Raw genomic sequence first — 21444 nt, 5'->3', positions numbered from 1 at the left:
GCGCTGGCGGCCTCCTCGCCCTATCCTCGGTCTCGGGGAGCAGATCCCCGCGACCCTCGAGGAGGGCGGCATGGCCGAGCCCAGCAGCGGGCACGAGGGCGACGCGGACGCGCCGACGACCCCTGCCCGGCCGAGCCGCGAGAGTCGCCAGGGCCGGCGGGACCGACTGATCCGCGCCCCGCTCCTCGACCGCTTCGGGCTCGTCCTCATCCTCGTGCTCATCACGATCGCGGTCCAGGGCCTCGTCGACGTGCGCGGTTCGCTCCTCGCCCAGCTCTTCGCGCACGCCATCAGCGGGCTCGCCCTCATCGCCGCGGTCCGCGCCTCGGGAGCCCGGCGGCGCTGGCGCCACGCGGTCTACGTCTTCGTGGGCGTCGTCGTCATCATCAGCGTCGCGACCCTGTCGTGGCATCGCGCCGACGGGTCGTCCACCGTGCCACCCGAGACGGCGTGGCTGCTCGCGGCCGCCCTGACGCCGGTCCTCATCGCCCGCCGGGTGCTGCAGCACACCGTCGTCACGATCCAGACGATCATGGGCTCGGTCGCGGCCTACCTGCAGCTCGCGGTGGCCTACGCCTTCCTCTTCCAGACCATCGACGCCTACACCGTCACCCCCTTCTTCGGCGAGGACGTGTCGACGACGACGTACATGTACTTCAGCCTCGTCACCATCTCGACGGTCGGCTACGGGGACGTCGCGGCCGTGGCCGACCTCGGCCGGATGGCGGCTGCGAGCGAGGCCGTCATCGGGCAGGTCTACCTCGTCACCTTCGTCGCCCTCATCGTGTCCCGCTTCGCGGCGGGTATGCCACGCGGCTCGGCGGGTGCCCCGGTGGAGCCCCGGTCGGGACCCGTGCCGCGGACGCTGTTCGAGGCGCTGGACGCGTCCCGGTCGAACCAGGCGCCGCCAGACCCCGACCCCGACGAGGACGAGGAGGACGGGGGGCCCGACCGGGCCTGAGCGTCAGCTCGTGGTGCCGAGGTCGATGCTCTCCCCGACCGACCGTGCCGGACGCGGTTCACGCCGCCGACACACGCGCGGCCTAGCATCGCGGCATGTCCGACCCGCGCGAACCGCTCGAACCCTCCGACCCGTTCGAACCGCCTCGGGTGCGCGACGCGACGGCCGACGACGCCGCAGCGTGCGCCGGCATCTACGCGCCCTACGTCACCGGGACGACGGTCACCTTCGAGACCGAGCCGCCCGACGTCGCCGAGATGGTCCGGCGCATCGCCAAGGCCCAGGCGCGTCACGCGTTCCTCGTGCTGGACGACGCGGGCGAGGTCGCCGGCTACGCGTATGGCGGCCCGTTCAAGGAGCGCGCCGCGTACCGGTGGTCGTGCGAGGTGTCGGTCTACCTCGCCGAGGGCCGGCGCGGCCGCGGTGGTGGCCGCCGGCTCTACGAGGCGCTGCTCGAGCGGCTCACCGCCCGCGGCTACCGGATGGCCGCCGCCGGGATGACCCAGCCAAACGAGGCGAGCGGACGGCTGCACCTTTCGATGGGCTTCGAGCCGGTCGGCACCTACCGCGACATCGGCTGGAAGTTCGGCGCCTCGCACGACGTCGCTTGGGTCCAGCGCCCCCTCGGCGACCCGCTCCCGTCAGCGTTCGCGGGCCAGGACCCACCCGAGCCGACCTGACACCGGACCTGATGCCCGTGAACCCCGTCGAGTGAGCGCACTCGACGGGGTTTACGGGGGTGGCGGGACGTCAGGGGAGGGCGGGGTAGTCCGTGTAGCCCTCGGCGCCGCCGCCGTAGAAGGTCTGCGGGTTCGGCTCGTTGAGGGGCGCGCCCTCGCGCCAGCGACGGACGAGGTCCGGGTTGGCGAGGAACTCGCGCCCCACGGCCACGAGGTCGCCGAGGTCGCGCTCGAGGATGTCCTCGACGTCGGCCAGCTCGGTCACCTTGCCGAAGCCCGTGTTGAGGATGACCGGACCGCCGAAGCGCTTGCGCAGGTCGCGGACGATGTCGGACTCCGGGTCGCCGAGGATGCTGAGGTAGGCGAGCCCGAGCGGCGCGATGCCCTCCACGAGCGACTCGTAGGTCGCGGCCGTCTCGGCCTCGTCCTCCTCGAGCACCCCCTGGATGTTGTGCGACGGCGAGATGCGGATGCCGACGCGGTCGGCGCCGATCGCCTCGGCCACCGCCTTCGTGATCTCCACGACGAGGCGGGCGCGGTTCTCGGGCGATCCGCCGTAGCCGTCGGTGCGCTCGTTGCTCGACGGCGCGAGGAACTGGTGCGGCAGGTAGCCGTTCGCGGCGTGCACCTCGACGCCGTCGAGCCCGGCCGCGACGGCCTGGCGCGCAGCGTGGACGAACTCCGCCACGAGCGCGGGGATCTCATCGGTCTCGAGGGCCCGCGGGACGGCATACGCCTGCTGACCCCTGGGGGTCACGACCTCGCCGGGGGCCGCGATGGCGCTCGGCGCCACGCTCTCGAGCCCGCCCTTGTTGTCGGGGTGGGCGACGCGGCCGGCGTGCATGAGCTGGACGACGACGTGGCCACCGCCCGCGTGCACGGCGTCGGCGACGAGGCGCCAGCCGGCGACCTGCTCGTCGGAGTGGATGCCGGGGGTGTCGAGGTAGCCCTGCCCGACGGCGCTCGGCTGGGTGCCCTCGGTGATGATGAGACCGGCGCTCGCGCGCTGGCCGTAGTACTCGGCGTTGAGCTCGGTCGGCGCCTGGCCCTCGCCGGCGCGGTTGCGCGTCAGGGGTGCCATGACGAAGTGCTGGGGAAGGTCCCAGCGGCCGATGCGGATGCTCTCGAAGGCCGTGGACACAGGCCTGCTCCTCACGTTCTCGGGGACTGTGGTCGCGGTCGGCGGCTCCACCGGCGACCGGTGGAGCCTTCAACTACCCAGTCGACAAGGAGCGGGGCCGGTGGATCATTCCCCGGTGTCCAGGGTTGCGCGTGTGGGGGATCCCACGCGGCCGAGGGTTCGCGGGGGTATGCCGAAGGGGAGGATGCGCAGGCATCCTCCCCTTCGTACGCGCTCAGCTCGCGGAGAGCTCCACGGTCGCGACCTGATGGGTCACGGCGCGTAGATGTACCTCATGCCGGGGCCGTCGGTCAGCGTGCGGGTGTTGTAGTTGTACGCACCGGCGAGGGCGTTCATCTCGACGATCGTCACCTCGTTGCCGTTGACCGCGGTCACCCACGCGACGTGGCCGACGCTCGAGGAGCCGTGGACGCCGGGCTCCATGACGAGGATCGAGCGGGTGCGCGGCGTGCCGCTCACGGTGTAGCCGGCGTTGGCGGCACCGGTGTCCCAGACCATCGCGTTGCCGGTCCAGCCGCCGGGGTAGTAGCCCTCGGACTGGTACCACTTGTTGAGGGCGCCCCACGTGCACTGGCCGTCGGTGGCCCAGTTGGACGAGGCGCGCATGCCGGAGGAGGCGCTCGGGACGGAGCCGTTGCTGCTCGACTTCGTCGACGAGGTGCTGTTCGTCAGCGTCGAGCGGGTCAGGTCGCGGGAGGCGCGCTGGGCAGTGGCCTTGCGCTCGGCGGCAGCCTTGGCGGCGGCGCGCTCGGTCTTGACCTGGACGTCCTCGATGACCTGCGGCTTGGGCTTGGCGACGCGCTTGGCGACGGCCTGCTGCGCGGCGGGGGCGTAGCCGATCTTCGACAGCGCGGTCGAGGCGGCGGGAGCGGCGGCCGTGGCGGGGCCGACAGCGGCCGGAGCCGCAGCGTCCACGCCGGCAGCAGCCGCGACGTCGCCCGAGCTGGGCGACAAGGTGTCGGCGCTCGCCGGGTTGGCGAAGGTGGCGACCAGTCCACCGGTGGCGGCGACGACAGCACCCGCCTTCATGGCCGGCTGAGCCGACTCGCGGGCGAGGAGCTTGAGCTCGTTGAGGGGGTTGTGGCGGCCTGGCGCACGGTGGCGACCGCGGATGATCTCAGTGTTCACGCGTCTTACCTCTCCGCGCCTACGAAGTTAGCTGTCGGGTTCGGGCGGAAAGGTGCCCGGGCCACCTGCCTCGCGAACGGGTCGCGTGGCGGGTGAGTCTTCACCCCAAGGACGTCCGAAGTCGTTGCGCCGGACGCCCGGAGAAACGTGTGGTTCCTCCGCTCCTGTCACAAGGTTTGATCTCTCTCGTCAGGCGGTGACAGGACTAGGCGGTCCACCTCACGAGAGCCCGACCAGGTGGCCGGACTCCCGGAAGACTAGACGAGGCAGCTGGCAAATGTCACGCCACGGTAACGGCGACGCGCGGGGTACGCCCTTGAAAGTCCGTTGTGTGCGTCTATACCAACGCTTTACCTTCCGCCGGGTGAGACGTGGATCACACCCGGGGGACGTATCGGACAAGCCCCCCATGGGTACGCCGCGGGGTCCCGACCGGCGGGACCCTCGGTAGCCCCGGCGCGTCAGCCGGCGCGTCAGCCGGCTCTCGACAGGTGGCCGAAGACCACGACGTTGTCGCGGTACTCGTTGCGGCTGTCGGGTCGGGCCCGCCACAGGTGACGAGCCGGATCTCGGCCCTGGTGACGTCGCCCTTGTAGACGAGGTCGGTCGGGAACTGCGTCTTCGTGTAGGCCGCGACCCGGTCGACCGTGAAGGTCAGGTGCGAGCCCTCGCGGCGCGACACCGTGACGACGTCGCCGGCCTTGACCCTGCCGAGCTCGTGGAAGATGCCCGGCACCCCCGAGGGCGTGTCGACGTGCGCCGCGAGGACCGACGGACCGAGCTGTCCCGGCGTGGGGTCGGCGTCGTAGATCCCGACCTCCTGGGCCGTGCCCGGCACCGAGATGGTCCCGTCCCGCTGGACGCGCAGCGGCACGAAGTGCGACGACCGCACCCCGATCGACGGGATCTCGATCGAGGTCGGTTCGGACGCCTCGAGGAAGTCGCCGATGCCGGCGCCCGCAACGGCGGCCCCACCTCCGCCTGCCGGCGTCCCACCCTGACCGGGGGACGCCGACTGGCTCGGGTTGGACGGGCCCTTGGTGGACGGGCTCGCCGTGGCGGTGGGTCCGGCCGAGGAGACTCCGGGGAGACAAACCGTCCATCCATCTCTGCTTCAGACGGGGGGGCGTCGTCGACCGTCTCCGCGTGGGGGTTCGCGGCCCGCTGCCGGTTGGATTGGGGTTCCAGCGACATTTCTCCGGTCGAGGCCCCCGGTGCACGGCCGACGGGTCTTGACTGGGTGGAGCGGGCGCGCACCGCGCCCGCCGCAGAACCGGACGCAAGATGCAGATCCGGAAGCAAGCAGAAGAAGTGCCGAAGCAAGAAGAAAGGCAGGACCGACCGTGCTGACCAGCTCCCACGCCTTCAGCGGCTTCTCCGTCGACGACATCCCCGCGGCCCGGGCGTTCTACGCCGAGACCCTCGGCCTGCGCGTCACCGAGGAGAACGGCATGCTGACGCTCCACCTCGCCGGCGAGGGCGGCGACCGCCCGACGCTCGTCTACCCCAAGCCCAACCACGAGCCGGCGTCGTTCACGATCCTCAACTTCCCGGTCGACGACATCGAAGCAGCGGTCGACGAGCTGACCGCGGGGGGCGTCGTCTTCGAGAAGTATGAGGGCACGCCGATGGAGACCGACGCGAAGGGCATCTTCCGCAAGGGCGGACCGCTCATTGCGTGGTTCACCGACCCGGCAGGCAACGTGCTGTCCGTCATCGAGGCGCCCGGCCCCGGCTGACCCGTCCGGTCCTCAGGCGTCGTGGCCCTCGGAGACGGCGGCGCGGCGCTTGAGGCAGAGCTCGGTGATCTCGGAGACGAGCTCGAGCGGGACCGGCCGGCTGATCGGGAAGCGCACGGTGTCCTTGGCGCGGCGATAGGGGCTGATCGCCTCCTCGAACCGCGCGTCGCCCGTCGGGACCGGGTAGAGGCCGACGTGGTTCTTCCAGCCGGCGTAGTAGATGAGCGGCTTGCCGTCGACGGTGAACGTCGCCATGCCGTAGCTGATCTTCTCGCCCGCGTGAGGGGCTACCTCGCGGATCGCGCGGCGGACTCCCGCAAGCTGAGTTCGCGTCTCCTCGGGGTAGGAGGCGATGTAGTCATCGACTGACGCAAATCTCGGGGCCAATCGTGGTCCTCACTTCAGTTCCGGACCGGTCGTTGGAGGGGTGTCCTGACTGTATTCAACGAAACGGACGACTGCAAAGTAAGCACACAATTAGGGATCAACTGGTCATAAAATCACAAAACGTGCATTCAGCCGATGGGGACCGCAAGACGTGCGGGGAGCGCCCCCGCCATCCATGTCCGTGTCCGGCCGTTCAGACGTCGACCCAGGCCTCACCGGCGAGGACCCGACCGACCACGCCTGCGGGACGGCGACCGAGGAGGGTCGCGGCGGCGAAGTCGGCAGCGAGCCCGTCGAAGACGTCGTGCCGTCGCAGCATCGCGTGCTTGCCGCCCTCGACGGTGACGTAGCCGACCTCCGCGGTGCGGGCCAGGTCGCGGGCCACCGCGGCCGAGCTGGTCGGCCGGGCGACGCGGTCGTCGTCGCCGTGGACGACGAGCACCCGCCGGCCGGTGAGGTCGAGCCGTCCCTCGTCCGGGTAGAGCCACGGGTTGAGCGCGACGGCGCTGACGACGGGGTCCTCCCCGGCGGCGAGCAGGGCCGCGCGACCCCCGAGAGAGTGCCCGACGAGGCACACGGGCAGGTCGGGGCCGAAGCGGGCGGCGACCTCGCCCAGGGCCCAGCGCACGTCGTCGACCGGCGTCTGGTGGGCGTCCCAGCCACGCGTCGAGTTGAGCAGGCGCAGCACGGCGAGCTCGCCCTTGGCGGCGCGCGCGATCCGGCTCGCGATCGGCACCATCCGCAGCACCGACAGCTGGGTGGGGCTGACGCGCATCGGCCTGCGTCGGGCCCCGCCCCCGTGGAGCACGAGGACGACGCCGCGGGGCGCGCTCGGGGCCGCCGTGTCGATGAGCCGGGCGTGCGTCACGTCTCGCTCCTCTGCCGCCGCTGGGTATGCCGTGTGCTCGGGTTCGCGGGTCACCCCGGTGCTTCGGAGCGCGCGCGTCACCGGCTTGGTGCCCACACGGCATACCCGATCGGTGTCGCCGTCAGGCGGCTGTCCAGGGTTGCTCAGGGGCGCAGGAGCACCTTGACGGCGCGGCGCTCGTCCATGGCGCGGTAGCCCTCGGCGACCTCGTCGAGCGGGAGCGTCAGGTCGAAGACCTTGCCCGGGTCGATGCGGCCGTCGAGGACGCGACCCAGCAGGTCGGGCAGGTAGGTGCGCACGGGCGCCATGCCGCCGGCGAGCCCGACGTTGCGGACGAACATCTGCCGGACGGGCAGCTCGACGCCGTGCGGGGCGCCGACGAAGCCGACGGTCGAGCCGGGCCGGCCGATGCGGAAGGCGGTCTTCATCGACTGGTCGGTGCCGACGCACTCGAGCACCGAGTCGGCGCCGATGCCGTCGGTCAGCTCCATGACCGCCTCGACGCCGGCGTCGTCACGCTCGGCGATGACGTGGGTGGCGCCGAACTCGCGGGCCAGGGCCTGGCGCGGCTCGTGGCGCGACATCGCGACGATCCGCTCGGCGCCGAGCTCCTTGGCGGCGATGACGCCGCAGAGGCCGACGGCCCCGTCACCGATGACGACGGCGGTGCCACCGGGCTGCACGCGCGAGCTGACGGCGGCGTGCCAGCCGGTGGCCATGACGTCGGCGAGGGTGAGCAGCGAGGGCAGCATGGCGTCGTCGGGCATCCCGTCGGTCGTCACGAGGCTGCCGTCGGCCTGGTTGACGCGGACGAGCTCGGCCTGGCCACTCTCGGTCCAGCCCTGGTGGTCGCAGACCGAGGTCATGCCGGCGCGGCAGTGCGCACACGTGTTGTCGCAGTGGACGAAGGGGATGACGACGAAGTCGCCCGTGCGGATGGTGCGCACGTCGCCGCCGACCTCCTCGACGACGCCGACCGCCTCGTGGCCGATCGTCGAGCCGGCCGTGATCGGGTTGGCCCCGCGGTAGGGCCAGAGGTCCGAGCCGCAGATGCAGCCGGCCACGACGCGCACGATGGCATCGGTCGGGGCCTCGATCGTCGGGTCGGGGACCTCGGTCAGGCGGATGTCACCGGGGGCATGGATCGTCGTCGCGCGCATGCGCCCATCCTTCTCCCGACCGGGGCGCGACCCCAAACCCGCCGGTCAGCCGCGCGAGCGGAGCCTCAGGTTGGGCAGGCCGGGCGCCGGGAGGGTGTGCTCCCAGGCCTCGGGGAAGGTGCCGTAGCGCGCGCCGGGCTGCGCGGCGGCATACGACCCCTCCTCGCGGGGACTGCGCTCGCGCTGCCAGTCCTCGCGGAAGCCGACGACCTCGTCGTGGCTGCGGCCGATGAAGTTCCACCACATGACGATCTGCTCGCCGAAGGGCGCGCCGCCGAGCAGGAGGAAGCGTGCCGGCCCGTCGGGACCTGCCTCGACGGCGATGCGCTCGGTGCCGGTGGCGTGGAAGGCGAGCTCGCCGGGCTTCGCCGTGACGTCGCCGACCGTGAACAGGCCTGTGTCGCAGAGCAGCCCGTGCTCGTGGGTCGGATCGACCTCGATGGTGAGCGAGGCGCCGGCCTCGAGGGTCACCTCGGCGCCGACGAGGTCGGAGAACATCGTCACGGGCGAGGTCTGACCGAACAGGGTGCCGAGGAAGACGAGGACCCGTGCGCCGTCGACCTCCGTCACGGGCGGGGCGTAGTGCTCGAAGCCCGGCTGCGCGTTGCGGTCGGCCTCGGGGAGCGCGACCCACAGCTGGGCGCCGTGGAGCACAGTCGTATCGGGGGTGGAGTACTCCGAGTGGGCGATGCCCGAGCCCGCGGTCATGATGTTGAGCTCGCCGGGCCGCACGAAGGCGTGCGCGCCGGTCGTGTCGCGGTGCTCGACCTCGCCGGAGAAGAGCCACGACACGGTCTGCAGGCCGGTGTGCGGGTGGCCGGGCACGACCATGCCGCCGGTCTGCGACACGTCGTCGGGCCCGTAGTGGTCGACGAAGCACCACGCGCCGATGAGCGAGCGCTCGCGCTGCGGGAGGCTGCGTCGGACCGGCATCGCGCGCGGGCCGCCGAGGGGCACCTCGCGGTAGGGCAGGACGACCGCTGTGGGTGGCCCCGACGACGGGACCTCGTCGTCGCCGCAGACGAGCTCGGTGGGGTGGCGGTCGGGGTTGCTCACCCCCTCAGGCTAGGCCCGGCGACGGGTCTGGTCGCGGGTCGGGTTGCAGGTCTGGTGTGCGTCTGGTTGCAGGTCCGGTTGCTAGGTTGCCCCGCATGACCGACTCGGCCGCCAGCGCCCCCACCGCCGGCGTCGGCCCCGGACGCTGGTCGGCGTGGCGGGTCGTCTGGTGGTTCGGCTTCGTCAGCCTCGCCGCCGACATGGTTTACGAGGGCGCGCGCTCGATGTACGGCCCGCTCCTCGCCTCGCTCGGCGCGACCGCGGTCGTTGTCGGCCTGGTGACCGGCGCCGGGGAGGCCATGGCGCTCGTGCTGCGACTCGTCTTCGGGCCGCTCGCCGACCGGACCGGCCGCTACTGGGGCCTGACGATCGTGGGCTACGGCCTCACCGCCGTCTGCGTGCCGCTGCTCGCCGTGACGCCGTTCGTCGGCGGTGCCGGGCTCGTGCTCGCCTCGGTCCTCATCCTCCTCGAGCGGTCGGGCAAGGCCGTGCGGAGCCCGTCGAAGTCCGCGCTGCTCGCCCACGTCGCGTCGGCGGTCGGTCGCGGACGGGGCTTCGGGGTGCACAAGGCGCTCGACCAGGTCGGGGCCTTCGCCGGACCGCTGCTCGTTGCGGGCGTCATCGCGGCCACCGGGGCCATCTGGCCGAGCATGGCGGTCCTCGCGATCCCGGGCACGGCGGCGATGCTGCTCCTCGCCGTCATCCGCTCGCACGTGCCCGACCCGTCGGTGTACGACGTCGACGCCCCGGAGTCGGCGAGCACGTCGAGCACGCCCGTCGCAGTGGCGGTTCCGGGTGGTGATCCGGCGCGTCGCGGGCTGCGCGGCTGGTTCGCCGAGGCCGTCGGGTCGGGCCTGCCGCGCGAGTTCTTCGGCTACGCCCTGGCGGCCGGGCTCATGACCGGTGGCCTCGTCACGTTCGGCATCATCGGCTACCACCTCACCGTCGAGGGGCTCGTCCCCGTCGCCACCGTCCCGGTCGTGTATGCCGGCGCCATGGGTGTCGAGGCGCTCGCCGCCCTCGGCGTGGGCCTCGTCTACGACCGCCACGGCGGCGCCGTGCTGTATGCCGTGCCGGTGCTCGTCGCGCTCGTGCCCCCGCTCGCCCTGTCGGGCTCCGTGGCGCTCTCCCTCGTCGGGGTCGCGGTCTGGGGCCTGGCCTACGGCGTGCAGGACTCGACCGTCAAGGCGCTCGTCGCGGAGGTCGTGGAGGCCCCGAGGCGCGCGACGGCATACGGAGTCTTCGCGGGGGTTCAGGGCGCGTTCGCGATCGTCGGCGGGCTTGTGTCCGGCTGGCTCTACGACCGGTCGCTGCCCGTCCTGGTCGGTGTCGTCGCGGTGAGCCAGCTCGTCGCGCTCGTCCTCCTCGCCCGTACCGTCCGCTCCCTCCGCACCCAGACCGTGTGACGACGGGGCCACTCGCGTAACGGGGAGGATCCCTCCACCGTCGAGTGGCCGCGTCGTCACACCCGGACGCCCACCCACACCGTCGAGTGGCCCCGTCGTCGCGGGACGACGGGGCCACTCGAGTGCGATGCGGTGGTGCGGTGGGTCAGCTGACGGCGTCGAGGGCGTCGACGACACCCTCACCGAAGTAGCTGTTGTCCTCGACCGGGCCGACGCAGACCGGGCCGCCGGTCGTGGTGCCGCACGCCTTGTCGTCGGCCTGCGAGCGCAGCTTCTCGACCATCTGCGCGGGCGTCCACGTCGGGTGGACCGACTTCATCAGCGCGAGCACGCCGGCGACGTGCGGCGACGCCATCGACGTGCCGCTCTTGGTGCCGTAGCCGTTGTTAGCGACGACCGTCGACAGGATCGTCGAGCCGGGGGCGGCGACGTCGATCGTGCCGAGGCCGCGGTTGCTGAACGATGAGAGTCGGCTGTCCATCGTGCCGGCCGGGAAGCGCTGCATCGAGCTCACCGTCACGACGCCGTCGAGCTCGGTCGGGATGTCCTCGCACCCGCTGTTGAGGGTGCGCGTCACGAAGCCCGACGCCGGCTGGTCGTCGGGGCTCGTCGTGTCCTTGAAGGACGACTTGTCCGACAGGTCGTGCGCCGAGTTGCCGGCGGCGGCCGCGTGGACGACACCCTGCTCCGTCGACCAGGTCACGGCGCGGCGCACGGCCTCCTTGGCGGCGTACTGGTCGGGCTGGTCCTCGCAGTAGAACTCGAACGGGTCGACGTAGTAGCTGTTGTTCGTCACGTCCATGTGCTTCAGGCCGGCCCAGATGAACCCGCACACGGCGTACTCCGGGTAGATGAACCCGGCGTCGTTGACGACCTTGACGGCAGCCATCCGCACGTTCGGGGCGACGCCGACGATGCCGACCCCGTTGCGCGCCGCGGCGATCGTGCCGGCCACGTGGGTGCCGTGGTCGCTCGTCGTCGGGTTCCAGCCGGTGGCCGAGAGGTCGGGCCGGCCGGCGTCGGTGCAGTTGACCGAGTCGGCGACGTCGATGTTGGCGGCGAGGTCGGGGTGGTCGGGGTCGATGCCGCTGTCGAGGACGCCGACGAGGACGTCGCGGGAGCCGTCGGTGATCGCGTGGGCCTGGTCGGCCTTGATCATCCGCATGTCCCACTGCTCGGTCTCGCGCGGGTCGGTGGCGTCGGCCGGCGTCGCGTCGGACTCGAGGTCGCCGTTGAAGGCCTTCTTCGCGCCCTGCATGTAGCCGGACGCGCCACGGCCCCAGGACGCCCCCGCGACCTCGGGCGTGCCCTCGGAGACGGCGACGGTGCGGGTCGCGCCGACGGACTCGACGGCGTTGCCGCCCATGGCGACGACGTCGGCGCGGAAGGTCGAGACCTTCGAGTGCGCGATGACGACGCCGATCTGCGGCCACGACTGGACGACGACGCCGCCCGCCGCCTTGACCGCGGTCTCGACGAGGCGCGTCTGGCCGGGGCCCACGATGCGGGCGTTGACGACGTAGCTCATGAGCCGGTCGTCGGGGGTGCTGATGGTGACGGGCGTCGAGACCGGTTCGGCATCGGTCGAGGCGACGGCAACGCCACCGATGGCGGCGGTCGATGCGAGGGCGAGCGACGCGACGGCGACGACGCCGCGTCTGGTCAGGCTGGGGTGTCGCATATGTGTGAGCTCCCATGGTGTGAGGGACGGTGCCGGCGCCCGGGTCGGGCGCACCACCACATCCTCGGACCGAACTCGCGGGTGCGCGCGCCGAGATTGGCACCAGGTGCCGCCGTGCCGGCTCAGCTCGGCTCGGCGGGGTGGGTCAGCGGGGCGAGGGCGATGAGGAGCACGAGTGAGGCGAGCGGGCTCAGGCTCCACGGGAGCAGCATGATCGCGGCCGCGAGGGACGCGAGCGCGAGCGACCCGACGGGCAGGAGCCCCTCGACCGCCAGGGCCACGAGCACCACCGCGAGGGCCACGGCGGTCAGGACCGCGCCGCCGGACGAGAGCGCCGACGGGACCGCGTAGCCGAGCAGCCGCGTGACGTGACCGAGCCAGACCGCGCCCGTCGCGCCGGCGCCGAACGCCGCGAGCAGCGAGGTGGGCACCGCGAGCGGGAGGTGGCGCAGCCGGGCGCCGAGATTCGTCGTCAGCCAGGCGAAGCCGACGACCGACAGGACGAGGAGCACGGCGGCGGCCACCGACAGGGCGCCCTGTTCGCGCGCGGCCGCGACCCCGCCCAGACCGCCCAGGCCCTGGAGCCCCTCGAGGGTGTCGAGGCCGTCGACCCAGTCGACGATGCCGTAGGTGAAGAGCAGGAGCGGTGCGAGCAGCGCCAGCAGCGGCGTGCGGTCCGTCGTCGTCCGGGTCGCTGTGGGGGCCGTATGCGTGGACACCGACGCGGACGCCGGCGCCGTCGCCGACGCCGGCGCCGGCGCCGACGTGGCGAGCGGTGAGTCGGCCCGGAGGTCGATGGTGGCGGCGGAGGCGGAACGGCTGGCTTGCGCCCTCGGCGGCGTGACGGCATACGCAGGCGCAGCGGTGTGGGCGCTCGAAGGGCCGGTGGGGCGGGCCGGGGAGAGCGTGCTCGTCGTCATGTGTCCCAGCGTGGCCGTCGGCGGTGACGGTGCCCATCGGGGTCGACCCCGAGACGTCCCCGAACGGTCCCTGAGAGCGGTCGCGCGCAGGGGGTCGCCTATTTGTCCATTTCGAAGACTTTGACCCCCTTTGGGTCGTACCGTGCGACTGTGGGGCCGAGGTCAGGGTCGGCCCCGTCGAGGCTCTGGTCAAAGGGGTAGACATGTCGGTGCGCTTCAACGCTCCTCCGGGATGGCCGGTTCCGTCGTCGTCGTGGGCTCCCGGTGACGACTGGATGCCGGACCCCGGCTGGCCGACGCCGCCCCGCGGCTGGACGTTCTGGATCGTCGACCGGCGAGCGCTGGGCGCCCCGGGCGAGGCCGGCACGCCGCGCTTCGGCACGCCACCGCGCACGACCGCCGCCACCTACCGCGCCTACGGCACCGACCGTGGGAGCTGGCTCGCCGGGCTGCGCGCCCGGGCCGCGGCCGACGCCCTCACGACCGCTCCCGGCGTTGCCGTCGAGCCGGCGCGGGCCGTGGCGGACAGCTCGTGGGAGCTCGACGGCCTCCTGACGTCTGCAGGCCGGCTGGACCTCTGAGGTGGACCTGACGCTCAGGGTCGCACCCGAGGTGCGACTCGGCTCCGCCACGTCCGGGCTGCGCGCCTTCCTCGACGACATCGCCGGTACGCGCGTGGGCACCGGCGTCGGAGCGCGCACGTCGGCGTCGACGGGAGGCGACCGGGGCTCCGACCGTGGCTCCGACCGAGGCTCCGACCGAGGCTCCGACCGAGGCTCCGACGGGACCGCGACGCTGGCAGAGCTCGAGGTGCGCGCGCGCCTGGCCCATGAGTCGGGTGACCTGAACGCCCTGCGGTCGATCGAGGAGGCTCTCGGCGCGCTCCACCTCGAGAACCATCCACCCCGCCGACGCCCCGAGCCGCCGGCGGCGGCCGCCATCTCCGCCAAGGAGCGGAGCCTGCTCGAGCGCAAGGCCTTCCACGCTGCACTGCCGCAGGTGTCGGTCTTCAAGCGCGCCGCGCGCGCCAAGGCCAAGGCGATCGCCGAGACCCAGGCGGACGGTTTCAGTCGCACCCTCGACCTCGCGCACGTCGTCGTCTCCCAGCACCGCGCCGCCGCCCTCGACGACCAGTGGAACCACCTCGCCGGACACGATCGCTGCGCCGTCATCGCCGAGCTCGATGCCGACTTCGCCGCGGCCGAGTGCGGCTGCACGTGCGTCGACGCCGGCTGGGACGCCGAGACCTCCCGGGGCTACGTCACGATCGTGGGCCGCTACCCCTCACTCGACATCGTGGCTGAGCGAGGGCCGGGGGTCTCGTCGAGCGGACGCCGGATGCTGCGTCGCCGCACGCGCTCGGAGCGCAATGCGCTCTATCTCAGCGGGCTCGCGTCGTTCGCCCTGGCCACGGCCCGGCGGTCGATCAGTGTCGCCGTCGCGGCCGACGACATCCACCTCGTCATCGTCCGGCCGACCGAGGCCGGCGACGGGCTCGAGCCGATCTACGTCGGCACCCTGAGCCGGGAGGCCGTCACGCTGCGTCCGGCGCTGGCCGACCCGCTGCCGCTGCTGCTCGGGTCCGCGGCTCGGCCCCTGCAGTTCGACGGTCCCGCCCACGATCTCGTGGCCGCGGCCCCGGAGACCGACGTCATGGGCATCGTGCAGAGGTGCGTCGACGCGCTCGGCGACGAGGAGCTCGACGGGCTGCTGGAGACCGGCCACGCCTGAACGTCGGTGGCCTCTCGACGGTCGCGAGGGGGCCGAACGTGGCCCTTCGACGGTTGGGAGGGGGCCGAACGTGGCCCTTCGACGGTTGGGAGGGGGCCGAACGTGGCCCTTCGACGGTTGCGAAGGGGCCGAACGTGGCCTCTCGACGGTTGAGGGGCGGGGTCGGGTGTGGTGGGTCAGGTGGGTGGGGGGTCAGGAGGGGAGGGTGCAGGCGGCGGCCTGGCCCTGGGGGGCGACGGCCTGGTAGCCGGGCAGGGTCGCCAGACCCTTCTGCCACAGCGCCCGCCACGCAGCCTCCGCCGCAGCCGGGGTCATGCCGCCGGCCTTGAAGTGGGACTGGTCCTTGAGGTGGGTCTCCCACGGGGCGATGGCGACGCGGGCCCGGGCCAGCACGCCGCCCACGGCCTTCAGCGAGGCCGCGCAGCGACGAATCGCGTCCGCATCGGCCCCCGTCGCCCCGGCGGCGACCGCGCAGGCGTCCTTGGAAGCGGCCAGGGCCTTGTCGGCGGCGCGGAAGGCGACGATGTTGTCGGCGGCCTTCTCCGTCGTCGCGGGCCACGCAGCCTTGGCCTCGGCCAGGGTGAGCTTCCCGGCCTGGAGGTCGTTCATGATCTTGAGGTGCCGGTCCCACTGCGAGAGCGAGCGGTAGGCGTCGGCGCGCGCCGCTGACTGCAGGGCCCACTTCGCCCGGCACGACGCGACGGCCTTGACGATCGGGTCGACCTCCGGCGTCTCGGTGGCCCCCGTGGTCTCCGACGGCGTGGTCGACGGGGTCGTGCTGGGGGCGGGCGTCGTCGTCAGAGGGGCTGCGACGCCGGGGATCGCGCTCGGCGAGCCGGTCGGCTCGGCCGACGTGAACAGTCCCTTGCCGAACCACACGGCGGCGCCCAGCACGACCACGGCGAGCACGCCGATGAGGACGGGGAGGATCCCCCGTCGACCCCGCTGCTGCTCCTTGATCGCCCGACGCGTCTGCGGTTGCTGACCCATCCCATCCCCTACTCGGCCGCCGGTCGCGCGGATGCCCCGGCCCCCACCGGCACTTGCGACCTCGCTTGCACGATAACGCGCTACCCGTGCGTACCCGAACCGAAACCCCTTGTGATCTGGTCGAATACGGCATATCAACCCCGCGGCAGCCGTAGCGGCGGCGCTGCCCGAGGGGTGGCCAGGGGTGATGCCGCGACAGGGTTCGGCGCTATCCTCCGAGCGAATCCTGTTGTGTCATGGTTCATCCGGTGCTGCTCGGGGAGTGGAGCGGGGGTGGTGGTCGTGACCGTGCTTCCCCCCGGCGAGGGTCAGGATGCACCCGGTCCGCGTGTCCAGAGTTCGAAACGTCACTACGACAGTGTATTTCGGGCAAATGCCGTCGAACGGGCCAAAGCGCCCGACGCGCGGCTCTCCGTCGTGGCCACGGACCTCGGGGTCAGCGCCAGCACGCTCCGGCGATGGGTCAAGGCGCACGACGGTGCGACCCCCGCGTCCCCCGCATCCCCCGCGTCCGTCGACTCTCCGGGCGCACTGACGACGCCCCTCCCGGCGGCGTCGCCGGACGTGCCGGCCCCGCCCGACGTGCCCTTCGCGCCGGTCCCGTCCGTCCCGCCGCCCGACCCGGCCGCTCCGATCGTCGCCGGGCGCCCGTCGCCGAGCTCGGGCGCCGCCGGGACCGCGGCCTCGGTGACCGCGCCCTCGGGGACCGCGTCGTCGGGGACCGCGCGGCACGAGGACTCGCACGTCATCGCCATGCTCGACGCGATCCTCGAGATGTTCCCCGGCCCCGGCGCGTTTCCCGCGGGCCACGAGCTCGACGTCCCCGGTCCGCGTGAGCAGCGCGATGCCGCTGCCCCGGCCGACCGGATCCCGCTGCACCCGGGCGACGACATCTTCCCGGCCCTGTCGAGGCTGCTGCCGGTCTACCGCTTCCCGATCATCCTGGCCGCCCTGCTCGCCGCCATCGTCGTGTCGCGGGTGGTGCCCGCCGACTACGCCCTGCGCCCCGCGGTCCTCTCCCTCCACGTCCTCGCGCTCGTCGTCTCGTTCGGGGCCGTCCTCGTCATCGACTGGCACGGGCTGCTCTGGCTCGCCGGACGTCGCGGCCTGACCGAGTCGACGCGGCTCGCGGCCGGCGCCGGTCCTCTCATCTGGGGCGGCCTCGCCGGGCTCATCGTGTCCGGGGCGCTGCTCCACCCGAACCTCACGTCACCGCTGACGGTCACCAAGCTCGTCCTCGTGCTCGCCGTCGCCTGGAACGGCGCAGCCATGTCCGCGCTCCGTCGCCGCATGGCCCAGCTGCCGGCGTACGTCACGCCCGGGAACCTGCCCCGCCGCGACTGGCGCCTCATGATGACCGCCACCGTCGTGTCCCAGGTCGGATGGTGGGGCGCCATCCTCATCGGCTTCGTCAACTCGTCGACATGAGCGTCCACATGCACGACATGAGCTGGCCGACATGAGCAGCCCGACATGAGCATCCCGACATGAGCATCCCGACATGAGCAGCCCCGTGCGGCCCGACGCCTCGGCAGCCGGGGACGACCTGCGTCCGGTGCCACGGGCGCCGGCCACGCGGCGCTCCGTGCCGCCCGCCGTCGCCCCGGTGGTCGCCGTCGTCGCCGGTCTCGTGGCGTGCGTCGTGGCCGCGAGCTCCACGGGCGCCATGGACCCCCTCGTCTTCGTCGAGGACGCCGGGCCCCTCGTGCGGTGGTCGGTGCCCCTCGTCCGCGTCGTCCACGACGTCGCAGCGGCCGTCACGGTCGCCTCCCTCGCGTTCGCAGCCTGCCTCGTGCCAGCGCCCGCCCGCTCGGGGCCGCGGATCCGCGCCACCGCCCCGACGGCGCCGTTGCGTCTCGCCGTGGGCGCCGGCTTCCTCTGGCTCGTCACCGCGCTCGCGGGGGCCGTGCTCACCTTCGCGGACGCCGCAGGCCTGCCGCTGTCGAGCCCCGCGCTCGTCCAGCAGCTGCAAGCGCTCGTGTGGCAGATCGACGCGACGCGGATCGGGCTCATCAGCGGCGCCTGCGCCTTCGTCGTCGCGACCGGGGCCGCCCTCGCGCGCAGCCGCACCGCAGCCGCCTGGCTCGGAGCCCTTGCCGCCGCCGGGATCGGGGTCCTCGGCCTCGCGAGCCACACGGGCGCCTCCGACGACCACGAGACGTCGGTCAACGCCATGGGGCTGCACCTGGTGGGTGCGACGACGTGGGTCGGTGGCCTCGTCGTGCTCGTCGTCCTTCATCGCTGGCTCGGCGAGCGGTTGGGCGTCACGGCCCGGCGCTACTCCACGCTGGCGCTCGCCGCCTTCGTCGCCGTCGGGCTCTCGGGGGTGCTGGCGGCGACGACGCGCCTTGCTTCCTGGTCCGACCTCGGCACGCCCTACGGCCTGCTCATCGTCGTGAAGTCGCTCGCCTTCGTGGCGCTGGGCGCGGCCGGCTGGTGGCACCGGCGCTCGACGCTCGACGGCCTCGACGCAGGGGTCGGTCAGCGCGCCTTCGTGCGGCTCGCGCTCGGCGAGGTGGCGGTCATGGGGGCGACCTTCGGCGTCGCCGCCGCGCTGTCGCGCAGTGCGCCGCCCGTGCCCGAGGAGCTGCCCGACCCCACCCCCGCGCTCGCGGTCACCGGCTTCCCGGCGCCACCTGACCCCGCGACCGTGACATGGTGGGCGACCTGGCGCACCGACTGGCTCTGGCTCGCCGTGGCCGTCGTCGCCATCGGGTTGTATGCCGCCGGGGTCGTCGCCGCGCGCGTGGCCTCCGCGCGGGCCCTGGTCGAGTCGCACCGCGACGGGAGTCGTGCCGAACCCCTCGAGGACAGCCGCGCGGGGCGCCGACGGGCGCAGGCCGTGGTCGGCTGGTCCCGCCTGCGCACCACCTCGTGGGTGCTCGGGTGCCTGCTGCTCGTCTGGACGACGAGCGGGCCCCTCGGGACCTACGGTCGCGTCTCCTTCGCGTGGCACACGGCGCTCCTGCTCGTGCTCGCCCTCGTCGTGCCGCTGCCGCTCGTCGCCGGGTCACCCGTCAGGCTCGCCGAGCGCGCGCTCGCCTCGCGCGACGACGGCACCCTCGGCCCGCGCGAGGTCGTCGTCGGGCTGGCGCGCTCCGGCGTCGTCGGCGCGCTGACGCGTCCGGTCGTCGCGACGGTGCTGCTCGTCGCCGGGCTCGTGGTGCTGCACGCGAGCGGCTTGCTCGACCTCGCCTTCACGACCCACCCCGGTCATCTCGTCATGGTCGCGTCCGCCCTCGCCGTCGGAGTCCTCTGGGCCACGGCGATGACCGCAGCTCCCGACTCGCCGGCGCGTGGCCCCCTGCGCACCGTCCTGCTGTGTCTCGGCGCTCTCGTGGTGGGTGCCTTCGCCACGGCGGCCTGGCTGGCCCGCAGCTCCACCATCCTCGCCGCCGAGCCGCTCGGCGGCCTCGACCTGCCCTGGCTGCCCGACCTCGCCGCGGACCAGGTGCGCGCCGGAGCCGTCATCCTCTTCGTCGTCGTCCCGGTGTGCGTGCTGCTCGCCGTCGTCGCGGCCGCCCGGACGCCGCGGGGGCCGCGCGCCCGAGGTCGCTGAGGGCGCGTCGCGGCGGACGGCATACGCCCCTCACGAGCCGACCACGGCGGCGGTTCCGGCGCTACGCTGCGACGACGGGTGCGCGGACGTCTGGACCATCCCTCGGTCGCGGGCCCGTCGATGCGCGATGATGCCCGGCGGGGAGGGCCATGAGGGGTGGCCGAGGGGGGCCGTGCTGTGACCATTGACTTCAACCCACCGCCGGGGTGGCCGACGCCACCTGCGACGTGGGTGCCGCCGGACGAGTGGCTGCCCGGCCCCGAGTGGCCCGAGCCGCCGGCCGACTGGACGTTCTGGTCGGTGACCGAGCAGCAGCCCCGGTCGGGGAGGTCCAAGCGGCAGGGACGCGGCCGCCTGAGCAAGGTCTCCTTCCCCCTCGCGACGGTGGCGGCGCAGTCGACGGTGTCGCTCGCCGCCCTCTTCCCGGAGCGGGCTCGGCAGGCGGGGGGTGCGACCTACGGGGGATACGGCAGCTCGTCGGGGGGCGATGCGGCGCCCGCGACCAAGGCGGGACGCGAGTACTACCAACCACGGGGGTTGGGCGGCGCGGCGACAGGCAGCGTGACCGACCCGAGCAACGGGTCGGTCCTCAACGGCTCCGCACCGGCGCCCGCCGGACGCCTGCTCGTGCAGCCGGACGCGCGGGCGGACGTCGGCGGCGCTGGCGACGAGGGCGAGGTGGCGCCGGGCATCCGGCTGTCACCGATCCTGCGGCTCGTGGCGCACCCGTCCGGTCTGCGCGTGCAGTTCCGGGTCGGTGGCCCCGTGGCCGCGGCGCTCGCCGACGTCATGACGCCCGCCATCGAGGCGGCCACTCCCGGCATGACCGCGACGCAGTCGGCCCAGTCCGGGCAGCAGGGGAGGTCCGGTCGGGGCGGACGCGGCGGGCGGCCGGGCGGCCTGCGCCTGCTGCGGCGCGGGCGTCGGGACGGCGGCGACCTCCCGGGCGGCACTTCTGCGGGGGCAGGATCCGGAGTGCATCCCGGGGCCGGCGCGCTCTCCATCCGCGAGCTCGCGCGTCGAGCCCTCGAGGCGCGACGCGAGACCGACCGCGACGCGGCGCTCGCGGTCGAGCGCGACCTGTGCTCCGTGCACCGCCAGGCGTTCCTCGCGATCCGCCCGCCCGCTGTGACGCCGCTCGAGCCCGTGACCGCCTCGGAGACGTCGGCGATCCGGCAGAAGGCGCTCGCCGCCACCGGTGCCACGGCGAAGGGCCTCTCACGCGCCGAGAGCACCGAGCTCAAGGCGCTCGCCGCCGAGCGGGCCGACGCCTTCGTGCGCGCCAGCAACGTCGCGCGCCGGGTGATCGCCGACCGGCGCGAGGCCCTCGCGTCGGGCGCGTGGCAGCTCCTCGAGGCGCACGACCCGGCCGCGGTCGTCGCCGTCGTCGACGAGGCGTTGCGGCTCTCGGGCAACGACCTCACCTGCCTCGACGCCGGCACCGACCCGGTGACGCAACGGGCCTACGTGACGGTCCTCGTGCGCTTCGCGACCATCGGCATCGTCGCCGAGGAGGGCCGCGAGGTCAGCCCGTCGGGCCGCACGTCGTGGCGGGCGCGCACGGCGTGGGAGCGCAACGGGGTGTATGCCGCCGGGCTGGCCTCCGTCGTCCTCGCCGCCGCGAAGCAGGTCGACAGCATCGCGCCGGCGACCGACGACGTGAACGTCGTCGTCGTGCGCCCGACCCGCAACGGCCGGGGCGTCGAGCCGGTCTACGTCGGGCGCCTCGACCGCGAGGACGCGTCCCTGCGCCATCCCGAGGCGGACCCGCTACCGCTCGTCATCAGCTCGGCGGTGCCACACGGCATACGGATCCACGGGCCGGAGCGCGAGGTCACCGCGCTCGACCACGCGGCCGACGTCGACGGGGCGCTGCGCGAGATCGTCGACGCGTGCCGGGCCGCGGATGCCCAGGCGGCGCGACTCCAGCTGGCGCGGCGGGGGCAGGCAGGCGGGTCGGTCCCACCAGCCGGTTAGATGTACTGACCCGACAGGTTGGTCAATCGGGTGATGGGTGGATTGTTCCCGCAGGCGGTG

At 73.3% G+C, this 21444-nt stretch carries 19 protein-coding genes and 1 riboswitch; of the genes, 9 read left to right on the top strand and 10 right to left on the bottom strand.

The annotated features are described in order from the left end of the window. Window positions 1-70 precede the first annotated feature (70 nt). Together ASG96_RS18435 and ASG96_RS18430 are read left to right on the top strand one after the other, a co-directional pair. Entirely contained in the window at window positions 71-961 is an 891-nt protein-coding gene (locus tag ASG96_RS18435) for a potassium channel family protein (protein WP_057588888.1), read from the top strand. A gap of 95 nt (window positions 962-1056) precedes the next feature. Beyond that, the gene (locus ASG96_RS18430; protein WP_057588886.1) at window positions 1057-1641 is read left to right on the top strand and encodes a GNAT family N-acetyltransferase; all 585 of its coding nucleotides are present in this window, start codon (window positions 1057-1059) and stop codon (window positions 1639-1641) included. 70 nt (window positions 1642-1711) lie between these two features. Here the strand turns inward: ASG96_RS18430 and ASG96_RS18425 are convergent, their stop codons facing one another. From ASG96_RS18425 to ASG96_RS18415, 3 genes are all read right to left on the bottom strand, one after another. After that, window positions 1712-2782, bottom strand: coding sequence for an alkene reductase (locus ASG96_RS18425; protein WP_082591884.1), 1071 nt, complete (start codon window positions 2780-2782; stop codon window positions 1712-1714). 252 nt (window positions 2783-3034) lie between these two features. After that, window positions 3035-3910 carry a CHAP domain-containing protein gene (locus ASG96_RS18420; protein ID WP_057588885.1) on the bottom strand — a complete coding sequence of 292 codons (876 nt, stop codon included), beginning with the start codon at window positions 3908-3910 and terminating at the stop codon, window positions 3035-3037. 4 nt (window positions 3911-3914) lie between these two features. Beyond that, window positions 3915-4102: riboswitch (cyclic di-AMP (ydaO/yuaA leader) on the bottom strand. Window positions 4103-4286: 184 nt separating this feature from the next. After that, the gene (locus tag ASG96_RS18415) at window positions 4287-4817 is read right to left on the bottom strand and encodes a sortase domain-bontaining protein (protein ID WP_369813640.1); all 531 of its coding nucleotides are present in this window, start codon (window positions 4815-4817) and stop codon (window positions 4287-4289) included. Window positions 4818-5253: 436 nt separating this feature from the next. Between ASG96_RS18415 and ASG96_RS18410 the strand changes: the two genes are divergently transcribed. After that, window positions 5254-5649, top strand: coding sequence for a VOC family protein (locus ASG96_RS18410; protein WP_056750531.1), 396 nt, complete (start codon window positions 5254-5256; stop codon window positions 5647-5649). 12 nt (window positions 5650-5661) lie between these two features. Here ASG96_RS18410 and ASG96_RS18405 read toward each other — a convergent pair whose 3' ends face one another. The 4 genes from ASG96_RS18405 to ASG96_RS18390 all read right to left on the bottom strand — a co-directional run bounded on the left by ASG96_RS18405 (window position 5662) and on the right by ASG96_RS18390 (window position 9120). Continuing rightward, the gene (locus ASG96_RS18405; RefSeq protein ID WP_057588881.1) at window positions 5662-6036 is read right to left on the bottom strand and encodes an iron chaperone; all 375 of its coding nucleotides are present in this window, start codon (window positions 6034-6036) and stop codon (window positions 5662-5664) included. A gap of 193 nt (window positions 6037-6229) precedes the next feature. Beyond that, entirely contained in the window at window positions 6230-6904 is a 675-nt protein-coding gene (locus tag ASG96_RS18400; protein ID WP_056750536.1) for an alpha/beta hydrolase, read from the bottom strand. 143 nt (window positions 6905-7047) lie between these two features. Then, window positions 7048-8064 (bottom strand): zinc-dependent alcohol dehydrogenase family protein, encoded by a 1017-nt coding sequence (locus ASG96_RS18395; RefSeq protein WP_056750538.1) that lies wholly within the window; start codon window positions 8062-8064, stop codon window positions 7048-7050. Between the two features lie 45 nt (window positions 8065-8109). Further along, window positions 8110-9120: a pirin family protein gene (locus ASG96_RS18390; protein ID WP_057588880.1), complete on the bottom strand. Its 1011-nt coding sequence runs from the start codon at window positions 9118-9120 to the stop codon at window positions 8110-8112. 95 nt (window positions 9121-9215) lie between these two features. On the opposite strand from ASG96_RS18390, the gene ASG96_RS18385 reads away from it, so the two are divergent. After that, window positions 9216-10526 carry an MFS transporter gene (locus ASG96_RS18385; RefSeq protein ID WP_057588879.1) on the top strand — a complete coding sequence of 437 codons (1311 nt, stop codon included), beginning with the start codon at window positions 9216-9218 and terminating at the stop codon, window positions 10524-10526. Between the two features lie 145 nt (window positions 10527-10671). Here the strand turns inward: ASG96_RS18385 and ASG96_RS18380 are convergent, their stop codons facing one another. Together ASG96_RS18380 and ASG96_RS18375 are read right to left on the bottom strand one after the other, a co-directional pair. Continuing rightward, the gene (locus tag ASG96_RS18380; RefSeq protein WP_057588878.1) at window positions 10672-12207 is read right to left on the bottom strand and encodes a S8 family serine peptidase; all 1536 of its coding nucleotides are present in this window, start codon (window positions 12205-12207) and stop codon (window positions 10672-10674) included. A gap of 122 nt (window positions 12208-12329) precedes the next feature. Further along, the gene (locus ASG96_RS18375) at window positions 12330-13127 is read right to left on the bottom strand and encodes a hypothetical protein (protein ID WP_057588877.1); all 798 of its coding nucleotides are present in this window, start codon (window positions 13125-13127) and stop codon (window positions 12330-12332) included. A 203-nt stretch (window positions 13128-13330) separates the two neighbouring features. On the opposite strand from ASG96_RS18375, the gene ASG96_RS18370 reads away from it, so the two are divergent. Both ASG96_RS18370 and ASG96_RS18365 read left to right on the top strand, forming a co-directional pair. Continuing rightward, window positions 13331-13708: a hypothetical protein gene (locus ASG96_RS18370; protein WP_057588876.1), complete on the top strand. Its 378-nt coding sequence runs from the start codon at window positions 13331-13333 to the stop codon at window positions 13706-13708. 1 nt (window position 13709) lies between these two features. Further along, window positions 13710-14858, top strand: a complete 1149-nt coding sequence (locus ASG96_RS18365; protein WP_057588875.1) for a hypothetical protein — start codon at window positions 13710-13712, stop codon at window positions 14856-14858. A 192-nt stretch (window positions 14859-15050) separates the two neighbouring features. On the opposite strand, the gene ASG96_RS23375 is transcribed toward ASG96_RS18365, so the two are convergent. Continuing rightward, the gene (locus ASG96_RS23375; RefSeq protein WP_057588874.1) at window positions 15051-15848 is read right to left on the bottom strand and encodes a hypothetical protein; all 798 of its coding nucleotides are present in this window, start codon (window positions 15846-15848) and stop codon (window positions 15051-15053) included. A 111-nt stretch (window positions 15849-15959) separates the two neighbouring features. Between ASG96_RS23375 and ASG96_RS22800 the strand changes: the two genes are divergently transcribed. The 3 genes from ASG96_RS22800 to ASG96_RS18345 all read left to right on the top strand — a co-directional run bounded on the left by ASG96_RS22800 (window position 15960) and on the right by ASG96_RS18345 (window position 21384). Beyond that, window positions 15960-17276: a transposase gene (locus ASG96_RS22800; protein WP_369813626.1), complete on the top strand. Its 1317-nt coding sequence runs from the start codon at window positions 15960-15962 to the stop codon at window positions 17274-17276. 73 nt (window positions 17277-17349) lie between these two features. Further along, the gene (locus ASG96_RS18350; protein WP_057588872.1) at window positions 17350-19407 is read left to right on the top strand and encodes a bifunctional copper resistance protein CopD/cytochrome c oxidase assembly protein; all 2058 of its coding nucleotides are present in this window, start codon (window positions 17350-17352) and stop codon (window positions 19405-19407) included. A gap of 177 nt (window positions 19408-19584) precedes the next feature. Continuing rightward, entirely contained in the window at window positions 19585-21384 is a 1800-nt protein-coding gene (locus tag ASG96_RS18345) for a hypothetical protein (RefSeq protein ID WP_157611006.1), read from the top strand. Window positions 21385-21444 lie beyond the last annotated feature (60 nt).

Source organism: Terrabacter sp. Soil810, from assembly GCF_001429645.1.
In the GTDB taxonomy this organism is placed as follows: domain Bacteria; phylum Actinomycetota; class Actinomycetes; order Actinomycetales; family Dermatophilaceae; genus Terrabacter.
The sequence above is the reverse complement of the archived record's forward strand: the minus strand, read 5'-3'. Positions and strand labels throughout refer to the sequence as shown.